This is a genomic window from Pseudomonadota bacterium, assembly GCA_041395565.1.
In the GTDB taxonomy this organism is placed as follows: domain Bacteria; phylum Pseudomonadota; class Gammaproteobacteria; order UBA9214; family UBA9214; genus UBA9214.
Genome location: JAWLAI010000005.1, coordinates 348,900 through 369,280, shown reverse-complemented (window position 1 = coordinate 369,280; position 20,381 = coordinate 348,900). Strand labels below are relative to the sequence as shown.

At 61.6% G+C, this 20,381-nt stretch carries 21 protein-coding genes; 1 reads left to right on the top strand and 20 read right to left on the bottom strand.

Features of this window, described 5'->3' with window-relative positions; translation table 11 throughout:
- Positions 1–165: 165 nt before the first annotated feature.
- The 9 genes from R3F42_09630 to R3F42_09590 all read right to left on the bottom strand — a co-directional run bounded on the left by R3F42_09630 (position 166) and on the right by R3F42_09590 (position 8,487).
- Entirely contained in the window at positions 166–426 is a 261-nt protein-coding gene (locus R3F42_09630; GenBank protein ID MEZ5542294.1) for a WGR domain-containing protein, read from the bottom strand.
- A gap of 168 nt (positions 427–594) precedes the next feature.
- Positions 595–1,761 (bottom strand): deoxyguanosinetriphosphate triphosphohydrolase, encoded by a 1,167-nt coding sequence (locus R3F42_09625; protein ID MEZ5542293.1) that lies wholly within the window; start codon positions 1,759–1,761, stop codon positions 595–597.
- A 6-nt stretch (positions 1,762–1,767) separates the two neighbouring features.
- The gene (aroB, locus tag R3F42_09620; GenBank protein ID MEZ5542292.1) at positions 1,768–2,847 is read right to left on the bottom strand and encodes a 3-dehydroquinate synthase; all 1,080 of its coding nucleotides are present in this window, start codon (positions 2,845–2,847) and stop codon (positions 1,768–1,770) included.
- Positions 2,848–2,916: 69 nt separating this feature from the next.
- Positions 2,917–3,429 carry a shikimate kinase AroK gene (aroK, locus tag R3F42_09615; GenBank protein MEZ5542291.1) on the bottom strand — a complete coding sequence of 171 codons (513 nt, stop codon included), beginning with the start codon at positions 3,427–3,429 and terminating at the stop codon, positions 2,917–2,919.
- Between the two features lie 57 nt (positions 3,430–3,486).
- Complete coding sequence (pilQ, locus tag R3F42_09610) at positions 3,487–5,532, bottom strand: type IV pilus secretin PilQ (GenBank protein MEZ5542290.1); 2,046 nt, start codon at positions 5,530–5,532, stop codon at positions 3,487–3,489.
- 111 nt (positions 5,533–5,643) lie between these two features.
- Positions 5,644–6,189 (bottom strand): pilus assembly protein PilP, encoded by a 546-nt coding sequence (locus R3F42_09605; GenBank protein ID MEZ5542289.1) that lies wholly within the window; start codon positions 6,187–6,189, stop codon positions 5,644–5,646.
- On the bottom strand, positions 6,186–6,824 hold the full coding sequence (pilO, locus tag R3F42_09600; GenBank protein ID MEZ5542288.1) for a type 4a pilus biogenesis protein PilO: 639 nt from the start codon (positions 6,822–6,824) through the stop codon (positions 6,186–6,188). The genes R3F42_09605 and pilO overlap by 4 nt, the downstream gene beginning before the upstream one ends.
- Before the next feature lie 6 nt (positions 6,825–6,830).
- Complete coding sequence (locus R3F42_09595) at positions 6,831–7,415, bottom strand: PilN domain-containing protein (GenBank protein ID MEZ5542287.1); 585 nt, start codon at positions 7,413–7,415, stop codon at positions 6,831–6,833.
- Position 7,416: 1 nt separating this feature from the next.
- Positions 7,417–8,487: a pilus assembly protein PilM gene (locus R3F42_09590; protein ID MEZ5542286.1), complete on the bottom strand. Its 1,071-nt coding sequence runs from the start codon at positions 8,485–8,487 to the stop codon at positions 7,417–7,419.
- Between the two features lie 303 nt (positions 8,488–8,790).
- On the opposite strand from R3F42_09590, the gene R3F42_09585 reads away from it, so the two are divergent.
- Complete coding sequence (locus R3F42_09585) at positions 8,791–11,187, top strand: penicillin-binding protein 1A (protein ID MEZ5542285.1); 2,397 nt, start codon at positions 8,791–8,793, stop codon at positions 11,185–11,187.
- Positions 11,188–11,221: 34 nt separating this feature from the next.
- On the opposite strand, the gene R3F42_09580 is transcribed toward R3F42_09585, so the two are convergent.
- From R3F42_09580 to rph, 11 genes are all read right to left on the bottom strand, one after another.
- The gene (locus R3F42_09580; protein ID MEZ5542284.1) at positions 11,222–12,142 is read right to left on the bottom strand and encodes a malate dehydrogenase; all 921 of its coding nucleotides are present in this window, start codon (positions 12,140–12,142) and stop codon (positions 11,222–11,224) included.
- Positions 12,143–12,219: 77 nt separating this feature from the next.
- Positions 12,220–13,704, bottom strand: coding sequence for a M48 family metalloprotease (locus R3F42_09575; GenBank protein MEZ5542283.1), 1,485 nt, complete (start codon positions 13,702–13,704; stop codon positions 12,220–12,222).
- The gene (locus R3F42_09570; protein ID MEZ5542282.1) at positions 13,694–14,398 is read right to left on the bottom strand and encodes a thermonuclease family protein; all 705 of its coding nucleotides are present in this window, start codon (positions 14,396–14,398) and stop codon (positions 13,694–13,696) included. Before R3F42_09570 ends, R3F42_09575 begins: the two co-directional genes overlap by 11 nt.
- 125 nt (positions 14,399–14,523) lie before the next feature.
- The gene (gene rpmE / locus R3F42_09565) at positions 14,524–14,727 is read right to left on the bottom strand and encodes a 50S ribosomal protein L31 (GenBank protein MEZ5542281.1); all 204 of its coding nucleotides are present in this window, start codon (positions 14,725–14,727) and stop codon (positions 14,524–14,526) included.
- Between the two features lie 72 nt (positions 14,728–14,799).
- A complete protein-coding gene (locus R3F42_09560) occupies positions 14,800–15,156 on the bottom strand; it encodes a DUF3135 domain-containing protein (protein MEZ5542280.1) in 357 nt (118 codons plus the stop codon).
- A 233-nt stretch (positions 15,157–15,389) separates the two neighbouring features.
- The gene (locus R3F42_09555) at positions 15,390–16,862 is read right to left on the bottom strand and encodes an AAA family ATPase (protein ID MEZ5542279.1); all 1,473 of its coding nucleotides are present in this window, start codon (positions 16,860–16,862) and stop codon (positions 15,390–15,392) included.
- A 45-nt stretch (positions 16,863–16,907) separates the two neighbouring features.
- Positions 16,908–17,156 carry a transcriptional antiterminator, Rof gene (locus R3F42_09550; protein ID MEZ5542278.1) on the bottom strand — a complete coding sequence of 83 codons (249 nt, stop codon included), beginning with the start codon at positions 17,154–17,156 and terminating at the stop codon, positions 16,908–16,910.
- The gene (locus R3F42_09545) at positions 17,149–17,331 is read right to left on the bottom strand and encodes a CPXCG motif-containing cysteine-rich protein (protein MEZ5542277.1); all 183 of its coding nucleotides are present in this window, start codon (positions 17,329–17,331) and stop codon (positions 17,149–17,151) included. Before R3F42_09545 ends, R3F42_09550 begins: the two co-directional genes overlap by 8 nt.
- The gene (gene hemW, locus R3F42_09540) at positions 17,315–18,499 is read right to left on the bottom strand and encodes a radical SAM family heme chaperone HemW (protein MEZ5542276.1); all 1,185 of its coding nucleotides are present in this window, start codon (positions 18,497–18,499) and stop codon (positions 17,315–17,317) included. Before hemW ends, R3F42_09545 begins: the two co-directional genes overlap by 17 nt.
- Before the next feature lie 335 nt (positions 18,500–18,834).
- Positions 18,835–19,431: an XTP/dITP diphosphatase gene (locus R3F42_09535; GenBank protein MEZ5542275.1), complete on the bottom strand. Its 597-nt coding sequence runs from the start codon at positions 19,429–19,431 to the stop codon at positions 18,835–18,837.
- Between the two features lie 46 nt (positions 19,432–19,477).
- Positions 19,478–20,197 carry a ribonuclease PH gene (gene rph, locus R3F42_09530; protein ID MEZ5542274.1) on the bottom strand — a complete coding sequence of 240 codons (720 nt, stop codon included), beginning with the start codon at positions 20,195–20,197 and terminating at the stop codon, positions 19,478–19,480.
- Between the last annotated feature and the right edge of the window lie 184 nt (positions 20,198–20,381).

Genomic DNA, 20,381 nt, shown 5'->3' with positions numbered 1-20,381 from the left:
TCTACCTTCTTTTTAAACAACAGCTTATAACAAGGCCGAGCTTGCGTCATCCGGGCTGCCAAGCGCCCGCGCAAAAGGCCGAACAGTATAGCGCCGCAGGGCCGGTGGTTCAATTTGGGGGCTGCTTTTCCCCTTGTGTAACAGGGGTATGTGGTGGGCTGCGCGCTATTCCGGCTGGGTCTGCATGAAGACCACGCGATAGCCGCGCCGGAGCTGCTCATCGCGTACCCGCAGCAGTGCGGTCTCGGCGCTAGCGCGATCCGGGAAATGCTCCCGCACCATCCGGCCACGCGCCCCCTGATAGCCCCATTCCCGGATCAGCGACCAGCCCTCCAGCAGGTCTTCCTGCAGGTGCAGGTGATAGAAGCGCGGCGGCTTGTCGTCCTGCGGCGGGATTTGCATGTAGATACGCATGTGTCTAGGCATTCGCTCAATTGCCGCAGCGGGCACAGAGTATGCAGAAAATAGCTATGCTATTCATATGGTTGAGTAGTTGCTCGGGCCTCAGGGCGATTATTGTTTGCAGGCGTCCGCGCCGTGTCCTGGCTGTGATGTTCGCTTGTGCGCGCTGCCCGCTGTGGCGGATGGTAAATGCTATATCGCCGGGTTGAACACCCGGTCGTATTCGGCGATGGCGTAGCGATCGGTCATGCCGGCGATGTAATCCGCCACCGCGCGGGCCCGCCCGTTCTCGCCATTCGCGGCAGCTAGGGATTCCGCATGGCGCAAGGCGTCGTCGGGCAGCAGGCGCGGGTCCTCGAGGAAGGCCTCGAACAAGGCGGTGAGCGTCCGGGCAGCCTTGGACGTCATGCGGTGTACCCGGTAGTGCCGGTAGAGGCGGGTGCGCAGGAAGCGCTTGAGTTCGAGATTTTTTTCCTGCATCGCGGTGCTGAAGCTGATCAGGGCTTCGTCACGTTCGCGCACCGCCTCGATATCCTCCGGTGCTGCCTCGGTCAACCGTGCCGTGCTGGTTTCGACCAGGTCGATCACCTGACATCCGATCAGGCGCCGGACCACTTCATGTATGGTGCGGCGCGCGGAGAGTCGGGGATAGCGGCTGCGTACGGTATCGTACTGCTCGCTGAACAGGGCAACTTCCGAGAGCGCCCCGACATCGATCAGGCCGGAGCGCAGGCCGTCATCCACGTCATGGCTGTTGTAGGCGATTTCGTCGGCCAGATTGGTCAGTTGCGCCTCGAGCGACGGCTGCCGGCGCTGGAGGAAACGCTGCCCCAGATCGCCCAGTGCCTCCGCATTCTTGCGCGAACAGTGCTTGAGTATGCCCTCGCGGGTTTCGAAGGTCAGATTGAGGCCGGGAAATTCGGCATAGCGCTCCTCGAGTTCATCGACCACGCGCAGCGACTGCAGGTTATGCTCGAAACCGCCATAGGCCTGCATGCAGGCGTTGAGAGCATCCTGTCCAGCATGTCCGAACGGGGTATGACCCAGGTCGTGGGCCAGTGCGATGCCTTCAGTGAGGTCCTCGTTCAGGCGCAGGGCGCGGGCGATGGATCGGGCGACCTGGGCGACCTCGATGGAATGGGTCAGGCGGGTGCGGAACAGGTCGCCCTCATGGTTGACGAATACCTGGGTCTTGTATTCGAGGCGTCGGAAGGCGGCCGAGTGAATGATGCGGTCGCGGTCGCGCTGGTATTCGCTACGGTAGGCCGGGGAGGGTTCCTGGTAGCGGCGTCCGCGGGAGGTCTCCGACGTGGCCGCGTAGCGTGCCAGGTGCAGGTCCCTGCCGGTGGCCGCGTTCATCGGGAATCAGGCGGCGGCGCTGCCGAGCGTCGCGCTCAGCAGCTCGGGTCGGTAGTCGGCGCTGACCACCGCGCTGCCGATGGCCTTGAGCAGGATCAGGCGCAGGCCGCTGTCGACCGCCTTCTTGTCGACGGCCATGAGGTCCAGGAACTGCCGTACGGTCATCTCCGCGGGCGGCGCGATCGGCAGTCCGGCCCTGCGCAGAAGCATGGCAGTACGTTCGACGTCGGACTGCGCCAGCCAGCCGTGGCGCGCCGAGAGATCGGCGGCCATCAGCATGCCCGTGGCAACCGCTTCGCCATGCAGCCATGTTCCATAACCCGTGCCGGTTTCGATCGCATGGCCGAAGGTGTGACCCAGGTTCAGCAGGGCCCGGTTTCCGCGCTCGCGTTCGTCGGCGGCGACGATCTCCGCCTTGATCGCACAGGAGCGCTGGATGGCATGCGCCAGCGCCTGCTTGTCGCGCGACCGGAGCAGGTCGATATTCTGCTCCAGCCAGCTGAAGAACCCGGCATCGTGAATCAATCCGTACTTGATCACTTCCGCAAGCCCGGCGCTCAACTGGCGGTCATCGAGCGTGTCCAGCGTGTTGGTGTCGATCAGGACGCAGCGCGGCTGGTGAAACGCGCCGATCATGTTCTTGCCCAGCGGGTGATTCACGCCGGTCTTGCCACCGACCGACGAATCCACCTGTGCGAGCAGCGTGGTCGGTATCTGGATGAAGGACACGCCACGCTGGTAACTGGCGGCAGCGAAGCCGGTGATGTCGCCTACCACGCCGCCACCGAGCGCGATCAGGGTGCAGCCGCGGTTGAATCGATGCTGGAGCAGGCCGGTAAAGATGATATTGAGCGTGTCCAGGGTTTTGTACTGTTCGCCGTCCGGCAGAATGACGGTTGCCGTGTCATGTCCGGCGAGCAGTGTGCGCACCGCGTCCAGATACAGGGGTGCGACGGTTTCGTTGCTGACTACCATCACCTGGCGACCGGGGATGTGCGGCGCCAGCAGTGACGGGTCAGCCAGCAGTCCCTGGCCGATATGGATGGGATAACTGCGTGTTCCGAGCTCGACAGTGAGTGTTTGCATGGTATGTCAATTTCTCAACGACGCGCCCAGCATAGCGAAAATTGCCGCGAGTGCGCAAAAATATACTGTTTACCCGAGGTATTTGACGATCTGCCTGACCACGTCAGCAACCCGCATCCCGTCGGTATCAATCACGATATCGGCGCATTCCCGGTACAGCGGCTCGCGGATTGCCATCAGCTCCTCGAGTTTTTTGCGGGGATTCGCGGTCTGCAGCAGGGGGCGGTTACGGTCCTTGCCGGTGCGCTTGAGCTGCTGGCTGACCGAGGCATGCAGGTAAATCACCTTGCCCCGGCTGGCGAGGTGCTCGCGGTTGTCGGAGGCCAGGATGGCACCGCCGCCGGTGGCCAGGATGATGCCGTCGAGACGGGTCAGTTCGTCGATGACCGCACGCTCGCGCCTGCGGAAGCCGGCCTCGCCTTCGAGTTCGAAAATCAGCGGGATATCGACACCGGTGCGCTGCTCGATAACCTGGTCGCTGTCATGGAAGGGCATGCCGAGTTGTTTCGACAGCTGGCGCCCGATGGTGGATTTTCCCGCCCCCATGGGCCCGATCAGAAATAAATTGCCCGGCATTTTCATGCCGGGCAGGTATGCCAGATAACCGCGCGGCTGGCAAGCACTGCCAGCCGCCGGGCTTCAGAGACGGAAATCTTCCTTGACGATCTTGGGCGTCACGAAGATCAGCAGTTCCTGCTTGTCATGTTCCTTGATGGTGCGCTTGAACAGCCAGTCGATGACAGGCAGTTCGCCGAAGAAGGGGGTGCGCGTGACAGCGTGGGTATTGGTCTCTTCGTAGATACCGCCCAGCACCAGGGTCTCGCCATTGTCGACCAGGACCTGGGTGGAGATCTCGTTGGTGTCGATGGTCGGCACGTTATTCACCGTGATCTCGCCCACCGCATCCTTGTTGATCAGCAGATCCATGATGATGCGGTCATCCGGTGTGATCTGCGGCGTTGCCTCTAGGCGCAGCACCGCCTTCTTGAAGGAGGTGGAGGTCGCGCCGCTGGATGAGGCTTCCTGGTACGGAATCTCGGTACCGGTTTCGATGAAGGCGGCCTTCTGGTTGGAGGTCAGCACGCGCGGGCTGGAAATGACTTCACCCTTGCCTTCCGATTCGAGTGCGCTCAGTTCCAGCTGCAGCAGATGACTGCCGAGCTTGCCTATGGCCAGGCCGATGGAGCTGCCGGGAGTCGAGATCGGCAGGTCGACGAGCAAGCCTTCAGTATCGTCGCCGGGGTTGAATCCGGTTTGCGGTCCGGTCACCTCGAAGCCGTTCTCCTGCGTGCCGCCGATGACCGCCAGGTGGTCGGTGTTATAGGTTGTGCGCTTGGCGACGCCGAACTGCACGCCGAGTTCCCTGGTGAAGTCATTGTTGGCCAGCACGATGCGGGACTCGATGAGTACCTGGCGTACCGGGATATCCAGCTGTGCAATCAGCTTGCGGATCTCGGCCAGCTTCGCAGCCGTGTCCTGCACCAGCAGCGTATTGGTGCGTTCGTCCACCGTTGCCATACCGCGATCCGACATCAGTGTGGTGTCACCGCTCTTGAGCAGGGTGGTGATGTCGGATGCCTTGGCATAGTTGATCTGGATATACTCGGAGTACAGCGGCTCGAGTTCCTGGATCTGCTTCTGGGATTCCAGCTCCAGCTTTTCGCGGGCCGCGATTTCCTCGCTCGGTGCGACCAGCATCACGTTGCCGGTCTGACGCATGGCAAGGCCCTTGGTCTTGAGGATGATATCCAGCGCCTGGTCCCAGGGGACGTTCTTGAGGCGCAGGGTCAGGCTGCCATTTACGGTATCGCTGACCACGACGTTGATGCCGGTGAAATCAGCGATGAGCTGCAGCACCGAGCGGACTTCGATGTCCTGGAAGTTGAGCGAAAGACGCTCGCCGGAGTAACCGAACTCGTCCTTCTTCTTCTCTTCCACTTCCTTCTTGGTCAGCTGCCGAACCTCGATGGTGAACTGGTCATCTGCCTGATAGGCGATGTAGTCATAGTTACCCATCGGGGTGATCACCATGTGAACGTTATCACCCTTCGTGAAGGTATCGATGGTCTTGACCGGAGTGGCGAAATCCAGCACGTCGAGACGGCGCTCCAGCTCGTGCGGCAGCTGGGCACGATAGAAATCCACGACCACGTTGCCGCTTTCCTGGCGCATGTCGACCGGGATGGACGGATCCGACAAGGTAATGATGACACGTCCCTCGCCGCCGGTGCCGCGGCGGAAGTCGATGTTGCTGATCGTGTTGCCGCTGCTGCCGCCGACTGCATGCGCGGCGACGGATTCGGCCTCGGATAACTCGCGACCGGCATTCTGTACGGTCAAAACGACCTTGTTGCCATCGGCATGGGCCTCGTACGGGACCATGTCGATCAGATTCACTACCACGCGGGTGCGGCCTTTCGCCTCCACGACGGTCATGCTGTCTACCATGCCGATACCGACATTCTGGGTGCGGCTGGCGAGGCCGTTGGCGGTGTCGGCGAAATCCAGGGCGATCCGGGCAGGATTGTCTATGGTGAAGCTGAGCGGCGTCGCTGCCGGCTGGCTCATATTAAGAGTGATCTGCGCCTTGTTACCAGGCAGGCTGGCAAAATCGACGGATTGCAGGGTATTGCCCGCCGCATGGACGGCGCTGATCCCACCGAGGACAAGGCATGCAGCAGCCATCAGGCGTCGCCATAGCTTCCTACCCAGGCATTTACCTGTTTGCACCATTGATAGCTCCCTTGTTGGCAAACGGCTAGAAATATTTCCGATCATTGCTGTCACCCTGTGGGTTTATTCACTTATTGCGATCGTGGCCTGGCGCTCCATCCAGCCCCCGATCCCGTCTGGAACGATCTCGGTCAGTTCGACTTCAAATTCCGTTACGCGTGTGATCTTGCCGTAATTCTGCCCGGCATAGTTGCCGGCTTGCACACGGTGGATGGTGCCGTCCGTGTCGTTGATCAGGGCCCAGTTGGTTTCCTTTTGCTCCAGTGTTCCCACCATGCGCAGGCTGTCGAGCGGAAATTCCTCGAGTGGTTCGCGCGGACGGTCAAAATCAGGCTTGATGCCGTTAGTGGCCGTAGGCAGCGCCAGCGCCTGCTGGTTGGTGAAGGTCGGAACTGTAAACGGATCGCGCAGATCGGTTGCCGCGTACGTAAACGACTCGTATGGCCTGAATTCCGGCAGCGGCTCGATGCGGGAGACCTGCTGGCTTTTAACCTTTTTGGCGTACTCGTTCAGGTCTGCGGTCGGATCGCCCGAACAGCCGCTGACGGCGACAGCCACAGCGGTCAAGGCAAGGATGCGGCTGATGCTGATGTTAAAGGCGGCTTTCATTTTTTCGCCCCCTTCTTGTTGCCTTTCTTCTTGACTGTCTGCTGCGGCTCATCATCGCGCTCGCTTTCCTCGAGATAACGATAGGTCTTTGCAGTCAGATTCATGGCGAGCATGCTGCTGTTACTGTCACGCCGCGAAATGCTGATGTTGTGCAGGGTGACGATGCGCGGCAGTGCTGCCACGCCACTGATGAAGTCGCCGAATTCATGATAGTTGCCGATGACCCGGATGTTGATCGGCAGCTCTGCATAGAATTCGCGCGGATTTTCCGAGCCCGGCTGAAACAGCTCGAACTCGAGTCCGCTGGCCAGGCCGGTCTGGGAGACATCCACCAGCAGGTCGGCCACCTCGGTTTCATTGGGGAGCTGGCGCAGCATGGCACCGAAGGATTCGCGCATTTCCTCCAGCTGCTTTTCGTAGGCTTCGAGGTTGACCGCCTGCTTAGCCTTCTTCTCGAATACCTGTTTCAGGTCCTGCTCCTGCTTTTCGACATCTGCCAGGATCGCAAGCTGGTCCTTGGTATGAAACCAGTACCCCAGGAATATGACGCATGCCATCAGCAGCGCGATAACAACAGCCTGTGCCGTGGCGGGCCAGCGTGCAACGTTGGTCAGGTCAAGTTCGTTGAGATCCATAGATGATTACCCCGCGTCGCCAGTGTCGGCTTCCTGCTGGTCGTTGGCGTTGTGGGCCTTCTGGCTGCCTTTGAGGGTGAAATTTGCAACGCGACGACGGTTCTGCTCGGTGGTCTTGATCAGACCGAGTCGCGGATCGGCCAGCCATTCGGAGCTGTCGATGTTGCGCATGTAGTCAGAGACTCGGGCATTTGACTGTGCCACACCGGTCATTTCGACATTGCGGGATTTCTGGTTGAATGTATTGAGGTAGACACCCTCTGGTATCGTCCTGACCAGCTCATCCATGAGATGCACACTCTCAGGGCGGCTGCTCTGCAGCTCCTGGATGACGTTCATGCGTGCCAGCAGGTCTTCCTTGAGGGACTCGAGTTCCTTGATGCGGCCGATGCGCTTGTCCAGTGCGCTGATCTCGTTCTTCAGGAAGGTATTGCGCTGGTTCTGGTTGACGATCTTGCCATCGATATGGATATGGGAAAGCAGCACCACCAGTGCGGCCAGAACGACACTGCCGCCGGCAATAAAGGCGAATTCACGCTGCTTCTGCTTGTTGCGCTCTTCGCGCCAGGGTAGCAGGTTGATATGTGCCATATCAGTCAAAGCTCCTGAGTGCCAGGCCGCAGGCGATCAGCAGAGCGGGTGCGTCATTGCTCAGTGCTTGCGGTTTCACCCGTGCCGACAGAGACATGGATGCGAACGGGTTTGCTATAGTCGTTTCGACCCCCAGCTTTTCCTGGATCATTTCGTCCATACCCGGTATGGATGCGCTGCCGCCAGCCAGCACGATGTGATCGACCTTGCTGTGCGGGCTGGACGAATAGAAGAACTGCAGCGACCGGCTGGCCTGCTGGGTCATGGCCTGCTTGAACGGTTCGAGCACGTCGGTCAGATAGCTCTCCGGGAGCCCGCCCTGACGCTTGGCCATGCCGGCTTCCTCGTAGGAGAGGCCGTAACGGCGCATGATTTCCTCGGTAAGCTGCTTGCCACCAAACACCGTGTCCCGGGTGTAGACACTTTTCAGATTATGCATGACGTTGAGCGTCGTCATGGTGGCGCCCACATCGATGACGGCAACCGTCTTGCCGACGCCCTGGTCGGGTAGCTGATCGGCCAGCAGGGCGAAGGCATTTTCACTGGCGAATGATTCAACATCCATGATCTGCGTGGTCAGGCCACCGGTTTCGACGGCTGCATTGCGGATGTCGACGTTTTCGCTGCGGCAGGCTGCCAGGAGTACATCCACCATCTCCGGACTTTTTTCCGAAGGACCGAGCACCTCAAAATCGAGGTTGACCTCTTCCAGCGGGTAGGGCACGTACTGGTCAGCCTCGAGGTTGATCTGGCTCTCCAGGTCATCCTCGCTCAGGCCGGCCGGCATCGGAATGACCTTGGTGATGGTCGAGGAGCCGGCGATGGCGACCGCCGCATGCATGGTGCGGGTGCCGGAGCGCTTGACGGCGCGACGCACTGCTTCACCAACGGCATCTACGTCGGTAATATTCTTTTCGACGACGGAATTGGGTGGCAGGGGCTCAACGGCGTAGCTTTCTACCCGGTAGCGGGTTCCGCTCCGACTCAGTTCCAGCAGTTTGACCGCAGTGGAGCTGATGTCCAGACCGATGAGGGGTGGTTTGGTCCGCTTAAATAGTTGCGCGAATAGCACAATATTTCCCTTTAGTTACCAGCTGTTGTACAGCACAGGTAGTTCGCCGCATTAGAGGACATTGCCAACTGATTGTCAACTAATGTGTAATTAAACGATTCGCTCGACAGAGCTACTTACCAGACTGCTTATCGGACGCACACTGCTTTTGTTTAGTAAAAATAGGCAGCGCGCCAGATAATTTGTAATCTATGATTCCATTCCGGTGTAATCCTTGAACCCGATCACAGGTTTCCATCTCGCAAAATGAACTTTCGCCGTGCAGGGCTGTACCTGCTCTCACTTCTGCTGACAGGCATTTTTTTGACGGCGATCGTTGCCGCAGTCATCTATATTCGGATCGAGCCCCAGCTGCCTTCGATCGAGGCGCTGAAGGATGTGCGTCTGCAGGAGCCTCTGCGGGTCTATACCCACGATCACAAGCTGCTGGCCGAGTTCGGCGAGAAACGCCGAACGCCGATCAGTATTGACAACGTACCGCCGCTGCTGGTGAAGGCGTTTCTGGCGGCTGAAGACGATCATTTCTTCGAACATGCGGGTGTAGACCTGCCGGGGTTGCTGCGCGCAGGCGTGGAACTGGCACGTACCGGCAAGAAGCGCCAGGGCGGCAGTACCATCACCATGCAGGTGGCACGCAACTTCTTCCTCTCCAGCGAGAAGACCTATCTGCGCAAGCTGACCGAGATCTTGCTGGCATTCCGGATCGAGGATTCGCTCAGCAAGCAGGAAATACTCGAGCTCTACTTCAACAAGATCTATCTCGGTCACCGCGCTTACGGCGTGGAAGCGGCTGCTCAGGTATATTATGGCCAGAGTATCGGTGAACTCAGCCTGGCCCGCATGGCCATGATCGCAGCCCTGCCCAAGGCGCCGTCACGGGTAAACCCGATCACCGATCCGCGCGCCGCGCTCGATCGGCGTAACTACATCCTGGGGCGGATGCTGCAACTCGGCTACATCGACAGGGCGACGCATGCGGCGGCCGTCGCCGAGGAGGACAATGCCTCGCTGCACACCGTGGACGCGGAGGCCAGCGCCCCGTATGTCGCGGAAATGGTGCGTGGCGAAATGGTCAACCGCTTCGATGCGGCGGCGTATACCTCGGGCTTCGAGGTGGTTACCACCATCGATGCCGGGCACCAGGAGGCCGCCAACCTGGCGCTGCGGAATGCCCTGTTGGATTACAGCAAGCGTCACGGTTATCACGGTCCGGAAGCGCATCTGGATCTGGCCGCCATGCCCCAGACCGACTGGCCCGCGTTACTGGAGGACTACACGGTCGTGGGTGGGCTGCGCCCTGCCCTGGTAACGGATGTCGGCGAACAGTCGGCCACCGCGCTGCTGGCGGACGGCGAAAATCTGACGCTCGACTGGGAGGCGTTGTCCTGGGCGCGTGCCTACCGCAGTGCGAACAGCATGGGGCCGGAACCGAAGCGGGCTGCTGATGTCGTGACGCCGGGGGATGTCATCCGCTTGCGTGAAGTGAATGAGGGGCGCTACGAACTGTCCCAGTTGCCGGGTCTCGAGGGCGCGCTCGTTGCGCTGCAGCCGGATGATGGCGCCATACTCGCGCTCGTCGGTGGTTTCGACTTCAATATCAGCAAGTTCAACCGCGTCATCCAGGCCAGGCGGCAGCCCGGGTCCAGTTTCAAGCCAATCATCTACTCGGCAGCGCTGGAGAAGGGCTTCACACCGGCGAGCATTATCAATGATGCCCCGGTGGTGTTCGATGATCCCAAGCTTGAGTCCACCTGGCGTCCGGAAAACTACAGCGGTCAGTTTTACGGTCCAACGCGATTGCGCGAGGCCCTGTACCGATCCAGGAACTTGGTTTCCATCCGGATCCTGCGTGCGATCGGCGCCTCCTATGCCGCGGAGTATGCAGAGCGATTCGGATTTTCCGCCGACCAGTTGCCGCGTGATCTGACGCTGGCGCTCGGCAGCGCCTCGGTTTCCCCGCTGCAGATGGCTCGGGCCTATGCCGTGCTTGCCAACGGCGGCTACCTGGTGACACCTTACCTCATCAAGGAAATCCGCGATGCCAACGGCACCTTGATATTCCGCGCGCGTCCCGAGGTGGTGTGCCATGAATGCGAACAGCCGGAGCAAGCGCTGACTGCCGCGGGCGAGGCGGCACAGCCGCAGCAGCCGGAGCTTGCGACGGACGATCATGGTATCCCGGCGGATGCAGAGGAGCCGCCACTGCCGGCGCAGCAGACATTGTCGCCGCGCAATGTTTGGCTGATGACCTCGATGATGCGCGATGTCATCCAGCGTGGCACCGGCACCCGTGCGCGCGTGCTGGGTCGCTCCGATCTTGCCGGCAAGACGGGAACAACGAACGACCAGATGGATGGCTGGTTCTCCGGTTTCAATCATGCGGTAGTCGCAACGGCCTGGGTCGGCTACGATCGGCTTGAACCGCTTGGCAGGGGCGAAACCGGCGGGCGTTCTGCATTGCCTATGTGGATAGACTATATGGCCTATGCGCTGCAGGGTGTCGAAGAGCGCAGGCAGGAGCCACCGGAGGGGCTGGTGACTGTACGCATCGATCCGGCGACCGGCCTGCTGGCCGCGAGCGGCCAGCGCGATGCCATTTTCGAAACCTTCATGGAGGAAAACGTGCCGACCAAGACCAGTCAGTCTATGGCGACTGGTGCCGCAGGTGCGGGGGAGAGCATAACCGACCAGCTGTTCTAGGCCGGGCGTGGTCCTGCATCCGGCTGCACCGGCATCAGATGTGCTGTAAATCCTCGAGGATGCTATCGACCGAATGCTGGAAGCCGACGGATTCTTCCTCATCGAGTGGCAGCTCTACCACGCGCTTGATGCCTTCGCGTCCCAATATGGCCGGCACGCCTGCCGGAATATTGCGGTGTCCGTATTCACCATCCAGTATGCAGACGCAGGGCAGTAGCCGATCGCGGTTGCTGCGGATGGCGTCCACCATGGTGGCGATAGCCGCTGCCGGGGCATTGTAGGCGCTGCTGTGTTGACGCATTTCCAGCACCTCGGCACCCCCATGCCGGGTCTTCTCGTTGATGTACTCGATGGTCTTGGCGTCGACGAACGCATGCACCGGCAGGCCGTTGATGGTGCTGAAGCGGGTCAGTGGCACCATGGCATCACCATGGCCGCCGATGACCATGGTGTGTATGTCTCGCACCGAAATACCAGTCTGCTCCGCCATGAAGCTGGCCATGCGTGCGGCATCCAGCACGCCGGCCTGACCGAAGACCCGGTGCCGTTCCCAACCGGTACGTTTCCAGGCATGCCAGGTGAGGACGTCGACGGGGTTGGTGACCATGAGCAGCAGGCAGTCAGGCGCGAACTCCAAAACCTGGTCGAGGATATCGTTGATAACAGAGCGATTTACCTCCAGGACATCGCTGCGTGACATGCCGGGCTTGCGCGGTGATCCGGCCGTGATGATGACCAGGTCCGAGCCGGCCATCAGGTCAGGACTGGCGCCACCGGTAACCCTGCAGTCGAAGCGGTGCAGTGCGGCTGACTGCCGGATATCCAGTGCCGCCCCGGCGGCAGCGCCGTCGCGTATATCGAGCAGTACCACCTCACGACACATGTCCCGTGTCGCCAGTATCTGTGCCGTTGATTCTCCCACGCGGCCGGCGCCAATGATGGTGATCTTGTTCATCGCGTGTCCCTAACTTGCGGCGGTTTGCCGGTTTATCGGTATGTTTATGCAGGAACTGGAGTATATAGGCCCCGCTGCTAGCGAACAATTTTCAGCAGGCTGCCGGCATCCGGCTCGCCGGTGGGGTACTGGTTGTTCAGCAGGCGCAACTGCTGTTCGGGAAAATTCGCCAGTGGCGAGTCTTTTGCCAGATCTGCATAGCGGCTGCCCGGCGCTGTACGGATAAGCGCAAGATGATGCGCCGTGGCCAGCGGCCGTTCCGCCGCGCTCAGTGCGTGAAAACTGCGTGCGGTTGCCAAAATGTCTGCGTCATAGCGGCGTGACTCGCGCCGCTCCTTGGCGGCACCCGCGATGATCCACGCGCGGGTATCCCGGAATATCACGACATAACGCACCGGACGTTCACCGTAGGGAGTCCCGCCATCGGCAATCGCGGTGTAGCCAGCGTAGTCACCGACCCGGAACGATTCGCCGTGCTGCATGTTTTCCAGCTGTAGGCGTTCGGACATGAATGCCGCGGGCGTGATGCGCTTGTTGAGGTCGGTCACCGTCACCTGGATGAGGCCGTCATTGTCGGCGGAACGGGCGAGCACCCGATCCGCCCGGTTGTCGATACGCCAGTTGTCCGGGAAGGTCAGGGAGAAATCCAGCGTCTTGTGGTAGTAGTGTTGCTTTCTGACCACCCCGTCCTCGTCTCGTTCACCGAAAGTCAGCCCAGCGATGGCCTGCAGGAAGGCTGCGCGGTCTGCCGTCGCTGCAGCCCCGCTGTGCAATCCCGCCGCGGCCCTGACTACTTCCTGGAAGCGCGTGTCGTTGTCCGGATGGGTTGCGAACAGCCCGTGGTAGGCGCTGGGTTCGCGGCCTTCCTTCTCGGCTACCAGCTTATCGAAAGCTTCCTGATTCTTGAGAACACCCACAACATTGAGCATCCCATGGGGATCGTAACCGCTCTTCGCCAGATACTCCGCGCCCAGTCGATCTGCTTCCAGTTCATGCTCGCGGCCGTAGCCGCGGACGATGGCGGTGCCGGCAAGGTTGGTGAGTGTGTCTGCGCCCTGGATACCGGTGGCGGCGGCAACCACGGTGCCGAGTATCCCCGCAACTGTCGCCGTACTGTGCTGGCGCACGCTGTGACGTGCGGTGACATGGCCGATCTCGTGGCCCAGTACCGCAGCGAGTTCGGCCTCGGAGTTGAGGTAGGCGAGCAGGCCGCGAGTGATGTAGATATAACCACCGGGCAGGGCGAAGGCATTCACCGTCGGAGTATCCAGAACGGTAAAGCGGTAGATCAGGTCCGGCCGATGGCTGCTGGCCGCGACCTTGTCACCGACCGTCTGTACCAGGCGGGCGAGCGCCGGGTCTTCGTATGCCGGGATTTCCTTGGTTATTTCCGCACTGTATTTGCGGCCCAGGCTGATCTCCTGCGCTTCGGACATCAGTACTAGATCCGATCCCCCGGTCACCGGGTTAGTGGCGCAGGCTGCCAGTTGTGCGATCAGCGCGATAACAGGCAGCAGCCTGCGGAATACCGGGAAGTCGGCCACGCGCAGCTCAGCCGCCATCGGCTTGCGTCAATCCGGTCAGGGCTGCGGGGTGGCGGATATTCATGCGCAGGCCGTTCCGCTCCGTTCTGATCCAGCCACGTACCTCGACTTCCTGTCCAGCCAGTCCTTCCAGGTAACCCGCTGCGAAATGCGCGCGATCCCTGCCGCCGATGTGCAGGCTTAACGGCCCTTCCAGGTCGAGCCAGGTACTGCCGGACGGGGTGCGCACGGCGGTGATCCGTCCGCGCACAATGTGAAATCCCGTGGCGTCGGGTGGCAATTCGGTACTGTTCTGGGGGCGGTAGCGGGGCAGTGCCCACAGTCCCCGGCGTTCAGCCCGTGCGGCGTGTTCAATGGCGTCGTAACAGTCCGCTTCCCGGGTGTTCGGCGGTACGACCAGCGCGGTGGCCAGGCCCTGCCGTAGCAGTTGCACGGCCACGTTGTCGCCGTTGTTGAGATAGGCATGTGCCAGCAGCCGGCCGTAGTGGTCGGTGCGCTGGCTATCGAACTGCAGCTGCAGCTCGTTTGCGCCGGCGGTGAGCAGTTCCTGCAGCCGGGTGCGCGCTACCCGCGCCAGCGGCTCATCCGTCTCGTCGGCGCGGGCGAGTTCGGGTGTATCGATGCCGATCAGCCGCAGGCGTCTGCCATCTGCGAGTCTGACCGTGTCGCCATCGAATACGTAGCTGACCCGGGCGCGTTCGTCGATACGCACGGCCGGGCATTCCTGCGCGGGCACCGTGGTGTCCGCCAGGCAGGCTGAGAGCAGTATAAACAAAACAGGGGCGGCCAAGGCGGGCGCCCCTGTGCGATACGAACCCGGTCGCATTCGCCCTGCGGTCAGTTGTTCCCGTAACGCTGGCGGAACTTGTCTACCCGGCCGCCGGTGTCGACCATCTTCTGCTTGCCGGTATAGAACGGATGGCACTTGGAGCAGACTTCGATGTTCAGGTCGTTGCCCGCGGTGGACCGGGTTTCGAAGGTCTCGCCGCAGCTGCAGGTGACCTTGACGGCATCGTATGCCGGATGGGTTTCGGTTTTCATGACTACCTCGAACGTATGTAACGGCTACCGGAAAGCGACGACCGGGACCGTGAAAAGGCCGGGAATAATACGTTAATCCTGTGGTTGCGACAAGCCGGCCGGAAACGGCAGGACCCGGGCGCGCCGCGGGGGCTGGCGCTGCGGGCGCGGTCGGTTCAGGCGTTCGATCAGGCCGTCCGGGCCGGCTAGACTCTCCCACAGCAGCTCGTTCATACGCAGGCTAGCCGCCAGCGGATTGGGCGCGATGCGCCGCACCTGGTCCAGTTTCCATTGCAGGCAGCGCAGCCGCTGCTGCTTGTGTGGCGGTGCTTGCTGGATCAGCTGCTCGATGGCGATAAGTCTTTGTTTTTCGAATTCTTCAGGGTCTTTTACGAACAGTTTTGCCCAGGCATCGAAATCGAATGACTGGCTGTCGGGAAGGTCATGCATGACGGCCTCCTTCCTGCCGCTGGGGCGGCTTTTGTTGTTTTTTCCGGCGTGCAGCCCATCCTAGCATAAAAATCCACAGGCCGTGCCGAAAAACTGGCGGGACTGGGGCTTTATCAAGCTAACATCAGTGGCTTAGCTGGCGCCGGCTTGTGGATAAGCTGGTGGATAATAAAACAGGCCAGATGACGCAAATCCTTGGCGCAACCAAGCTGTGGCTTGATCGCAACGCTAACCTAGTTGGCCGGGACGGTGCGGTCTCTGGCCCACTGCCGCAGCCGGGCGATCTTTTCCGTCATGATCTGCGACAGCGGGCGGGTCTGCTGGAGTTCGTGACTGATGTGTGCCGTATCCAGGGTCGCGCGCTGTTCCCGGGCGAGATAGCTTGCCGCCACGATGGCCTGCTCGATCTCGGCCCCGGAGTAGCCATCGCTGAGCCCGGCCAGTGTCTGGAGGTCGAAATCCAGCGGTTTGTGGTCACGCTTGCGCAGATGAATGGCGAATATCTCGGCGCGCGTGGCGGCATCCGGCAGGTCCACGAAGAAGATTTCATCCAGGCGGCCCTTGCGTACCAGTTCCGGCGGCAATTCGTCGATGGCATTGGCGGTGGCTACGATAAAGACCGCGGCCTTGCGCTCCGCCATCCAGGTCAGCAGGCTGCCCAGGATGCGGCGGGAGGTGCCGCTGTCGGTATCGCCCGCAGCGAGCGCCTTTTCGATTTCGTCGATCCACAGCACGCACGGGGCCATGGCTTCCGCCGCGCGCAGCGCCTCGCGCAGGTTGCGTTCCGTTTCACCAAAGTACTTGTTAAATAGCGTCCCGAAGTCCAGCCGCAGCAGCGGCAGCGACCACATGCCGGCCACCGCCTTGGCGGCAAGGCTCTTGCCGCCGCCCTGTACACCGACCAGCAGGATGCCCCGCGGCTGGTCCGGACCGGTCGCCCCGTCCAGAAAGGCGACGCGACGGCGTTGCAGCCAGCGCTTGAGGTTATGCAGGCCGCCGACGGCGGCGAAATCCGCCGTGTCGAATTCGCAGCTGAGCGCGCCGTTGGCCTCGATCAGGCGGTAGCGGGCGCGCGTCACCCGGTCCAGGTCGTTCTCCCGGATGGCACCATCATCGAAGATGATGCTGCGGATGATGCGCCGCGCGTCGCCGGTGGTCAGGCCGCGCAGCTGGCCGATGATAAGGTCCAGGGTCTTGCGGTCGGTTCTGACCTGGCGGCCGGGGTTGACCTGGGTCCAGTGTGCGGCCTCTTCGCGGATCAGCCTCTCCAACTCATCGCGATCCGGCAGCGACAGGGAAAACTGTGCCGCCAGGCCGTCGAGTTCTGCCGGCAGCCTGAACTCGTGGCTGACGAAGACCAGCGTGTGGCGCAACTCGTGATAGTCGAGCGCGATTTCCTTGAGCAGCCGTACGTTATAGGCGTCCTCAAGGTAGGGATGGAAATCGAGCAGCAGATAGATGGTAGGCGTGCGGGTGGACTTGATCTGGCCAAGCGCCTGCTGCGGGTCACTGGCATGTTGCTGCGGGGCGAGCTCGAGATCCACGCGCTGCAGGCCGCTGGTGGCGGACCATGCCATGACCGGCACGCCCAGGCGCAGCGCGAGGCTGGCAAACAGCTGCGTCACCCGCTTCTCGTCGCGGGTTTCGATCGTGATCAGCGGCACGCGCGAGTGCAGCAGCAATTCGAGATCGTGCGGGTCGTCCATTCTTCAGCTACGGTCAGGTTGCCGGTCGGGATTACTATCGTCCATTCAGTCGCCGGGCTGCAGGATTTCGTGCTTCTGGATACGGTCGAGGCGAATGCTATAGGTGGTGCCTTCCACGTCGGTCACATCGATGAATTCTTCGTGATTGCAGGTGCGCAGGTCGGTTGGCGTGACGGTCTTGATATGGATGACGCTGTCCTCGCCACGCCAGGTCAGGCGCAGTTGCCGTCGACGCATGATCGCGAGTTCATAGTCGCTGTGTATGGCGCAGTCTATTGGTATGTAGTCAGTCATCGTCGCGTCTTGCATGCAGTGCCAGCAGTTCACCGTTGTCGCCGGTCTCGACGTGCAGCTCGATCGGCCGGCAGCAGACAGGGCAATCCTCGATGTAGTCCTGGCAGCCGTCGAGGGTCTCGACGACGGCAGTGTAGCACTGTCCGCAGTAGGGACAGTCAATCGGAACCAGCATTCGCGTTCTCCTCGGCCAGCCAGTACTGTAGCAGGTCATTGAGGTACCGTTGACCCGTTTCCGTGGCCGTCCAGCACGCGTCCGCTGTATCGATCAGGCCTGCCACGATGGCCCTGCCCAGGCCCGGTTCCAGCCTTGCGCTGGGCAGTCCGGTGCGGGCAGTGAATTCCGCCGCAGTGAATCCATGCGTCAGGCGTAATGCGTTCATCATGAATTCCAGTGTGACATCCACCGGCGCGAGTGTGCGCTCCATGCTGCGGAAGTTGCCGTCCTTACGCGCAGCCAGATAGCCCTCGGGATGACGCAGCTTCGCGCTGCGCCGGATGACCTGGTGTGCGGGGTCCGTCAGTTTGCCGTGCGCGCCGGCACCTATGCCAAGGTAGTCGCCGAAGCGCCAGTAATTGAGATTGTGCCGGCATTGTCTGTCACCGCGTGCATAGGCGGATATCTCGTAGCGATCGAAACCGCGGCCGGCCAGCAGCGCAAGACCGGCGCTCTGGCAGTCCCAGAGTGATTCCTCGTCCGGCAATTGCGGCGGATGCCGGTAAAACCGGGTGTTGGGTTCGATCGTCAGTTCATACCAGGAGAGGTGCGTTGGTTCGAGATCCATGGCGATGCGCAGGTCAGCCAGCGCTTGCTGCAGGGACTGGCCCGGCAACCCGAACATGAGGTCGAGATTGAAGTTGGCGAAACCGGCGGCATGTGCGGACTCGGCGGCCCGGATTGCTGTGCGCCGGTCATGGATGCGTCCGATGGCCTCGAGCAGCCCGGTCTGGAAACTCTGGATGCCGATCGACAGGCGGTTGATACCGGCTGCACGGTATCCGTCGAAGTGAGCCCGGTCGACGGTGCCGGGATTGGCCTCCAGGGTGATTTCGGCGTTGGGCTGCAGGGTCAGCCGTGCGCGTATTGCGCCTAGCAGCCGGTCGATCCCCTCCGGTGTGAACAGGCTGGGGGTTCCGCCTCCGATGAACACGCTCTCCACCGGCCGGCCCCAGACCGCCGGCAGCTCCTGCTCGAGATCGGCCAGCAGGGCATCGATGTATTCCCGTTCCGGGATGTCTTCGCGTACCTCGTGCGAATTGAAATCGCAGTACGGGCACTTGCGCACGCACCACGGGATGTGGATGTAGAGGGACAGCGGCGGGGTACTGGTGAAGTTGAACACGGCTGTTTCTTATATGGCTCAGCCTAATGATAGTTCTTCTCCGCCCTGTCGGGCGAGGTACTTTTCATTGCGCCGCCAAAGACCAATTCGCCGGGAGCGAATGGGGACAGCCGCAGGCTGGCCCGCTGGGCGAAGTCCAGGGATGGACTGCCCATACAGCATCAAAAGACAGGTGGTTCGAAGGTTTGCCGGTACGTCATCTGCGCTGGGCTGCCGGGTGCCCTTCTCATTGGATACTTTCTCTTGGGCGCGCACGAGAGAGTCCCGTGCCCGACAGGGCGAAAGCACAATGCATTCTCGAGGCTATGTTCGACAGGTTGGGAAACGGGTTTGTATTACCTGTGTTCCTGCAGCGCAGCCACCAGCTTCCGCAAGGCCTGCCCACGGTGGCTCAGCGCATTCTTCGCTTCCGGTTCCAGTTCGGCGGAAGCGCAGTCGTGTGTCGGTACGAAGAACACCGGATCGTAGCCGAAGCCCTGCTCGCCGCGCGGCGCTGGCAGGATGCGCCCCTCCCAGGTGCCCTGGCAGATCAGCGGCGTGGGGTCGCCGGCGTGGCGCATATAGACGATCAGGCACTGGAAGCGTGCCGTGCGTTGCGCATCCGGAACACCCTGCAGGGCCTCGAGCAGTTTTTCGATGTTGGCCCGGTCGCCGGCGCCGTGTCCGGCATAGCGCGCCGAGTAGATGCCGGGTGCCCCGTTGAGGGCGTCGACCTCCAGACCCGAGTCATCGGCGATTGCCGGCAGTCCGGTGTGGCTTGCGGCATTGCGTGCCTTGAGGATGGCGTTCTCGACGAAGGTGAGCCCGGTTTCCTCGATGTCGGTGACGCCGAATTCACCCTGCGGTCGGACATGGAGGTCGATGCCTGAAAGCAACTGGTTGATTTCGCGGACCTTGCCGGGATTGCTGCTGGCGAGTACGAGTTCTTTCACCTTGCGGGTTCCTGTTCGCGCTGCCGTGATCGTGCCAGCAGGTATGTCAGGGCTGTCCGAGCGCGGCCTGCTGGCTCTCCAGCAGTTCGTTGATGCCTTTCTGTGCCAGCGCGAGGAGCGTGCTCAGCTCGTTCATGCTGAAGGCATGGCCCTCGGCGGTACCCTGGATCTCAATGAAGTCGCCGGCATCGTTCATGACCACGTTCATGTCGGTTTCGGCATTGCAGTCTTCCGGATAGTCCAGGTCGAGCACGGGGGTGCCCTGGTAGATGCCGACCGATACCGAGGCAACCCGGCCGGTGAGCGGACTGCGCGCGAGTTCGCCCCGTGCCAGGAGACCGTTGATCGCATCGGCGAGCGCGACATAGCCGCCGGTGATGCTGGCGGTGCGGGTGCCGCCGTCGGCCTGGATGACATCGCAGTCGATGGTGATGCTCCGTTCGCCCAGCGCCTTCATGTCCACGACAGCGCGCAGCGAACGTCCGATCAGTCGTTGTATCTCGAGCGTGCGCCCGCCCTGGCGGCCGCGCGCGGCCTCGCGGCCCATGCGGCTGCTGGTGGAGCGCGGCAGCATGCCGTATTCAGCCGTCACCCAGCCTTCGCCCTTGCCGCGCAGGAAGCCGGGGATGCGGTCTTCCACGGTGGCATTGCACAGCACGCGCGTATCGCCGAACTCGACGAGCACGGATCCTTCGGCATGCTTGGTGTAGTTGCGGGTGATGCGGACGTGGCGCATCTCGTCCGGTGCTCTGCTGCTGGGGCGCATGGCGTGATCCTGTGTTTTAGGCCGGGGCGCAGTATAGCGCGATACCGTGTCGCTGGCGCAGCGTCAGGGCGGGAGGGATGTGCCTGTCGATAGGGGGTGTGGTGCTTATAACTCTTTGATGTTGAATGGCGGTTGCCTTTGTATTATGTTCCGCAGGGCGGCTGCCGCAGTCTCCCCGGGAGGG

What these genes read in the sequence shown, in the direction of transcription:
- R3F42_09630 (MEZ5542294.1), bottom strand. Translation starts at nt 426, where the DNA reads ATGCCTAGACACATGCGTATCTACATGCAAATCCCGCCGCAGGACGAC.
- R3F42_09625 (MEZ5542293.1), bottom strand. Translation starts at nt 1,761, where the DNA reads ATGAACGCGGCCACCGGCAGGGACCTGCACCTGGCACGCTACGCGGCC.
- aroB (MEZ5542292.1), bottom strand. Translation starts at nt 2,847, where the DNA reads ATGCAAACACTCACTGTCGAGCTCGGAACACGCAGTTATCCCATCCAT.
- aroK (MEZ5542291.1), bottom strand. Translation starts at nt 3,429, where the DNA reads ATGAAAATGCCGGGCAATTTATTTCTGATCGGGCCCATGGGGGCGGGA.
- pilQ (MEZ5542290.1), bottom strand. Translation starts at nt 5,532, where the DNA reads ATGGCTGCTGCATGCCTTGTCCTCGGTGGGATCAGCGCCGTCCATGCG.
- R3F42_09605 (MEZ5542289.1), bottom strand. Translation starts at nt 6,189, where the DNA reads ATGAAAGCCGCCTTTAACATCAGCATCAGCCGCATCCTTGCCTTGACC.
- pilO (MEZ5542288.1), bottom strand. Translation starts at nt 6,824, where the DNA reads ATGGATCTCAACGAACTTGACCTGACCAACGTTGCACGCTGGCCCGCC.
- R3F42_09595 (MEZ5542287.1), bottom strand. Translation starts at nt 7,415, where the DNA reads ATGGCACATATCAACCTGCTACCCTGGCGCGAAGAGCGCAACAAGCAG.
- R3F42_09580 (MEZ5542284.1), bottom strand. Translation starts at nt 12,142, where the DNA reads ATGAACAAGATCACCATCATTGGCGCCGGCCGCGTGGGAGAATCAACG.
- R3F42_09575 (MEZ5542283.1), bottom strand. Translation starts at nt 13,704, where the DNA reads ATGGCGGCTGAGCTGCGCGTGGCCGACTTCCCGGTATTCCGCAGGCTG.
- rpmE (MEZ5542281.1), bottom strand. Translation starts at nt 14,727, where the DNA reads ATGAAAACCGAAACCCATCCGGCATACGATGCCGTCAAGGTCACCTGC.
- R3F42_09560 (MEZ5542280.1), bottom strand. Translation starts at nt 15,156, where the DNA reads ATGCATGACCTTCCCGACAGCCAGTCATTCGATTTCGATGCCTGGGCA.
- R3F42_09555 (MEZ5542279.1), bottom strand. Translation starts at nt 16,862, where the DNA reads ATGGACGACCCGCACGATCTCGAATTGCTGCTGCACTCGCGCGTGCCG.
- R3F42_09550 (MEZ5542278.1), bottom strand. Translation starts at nt 17,156, where the DNA reads ATGACTGACTACATACCAATAGACTGCGCCATACACAGCGACTATGAA.
- R3F42_09545 (MEZ5542277.1), bottom strand. Translation starts at nt 17,331, where the DNA reads ATGCTGGTTCCGATTGACTGTCCCTACTGCGGACAGTGCTACACTGCC.
- rph (MEZ5542274.1), bottom strand. Translation starts at nt 20,197, where the DNA reads ATGCGCCCCAGCAGCAGAGCACCGGACGAGATGCGCCACGTCCGCATC.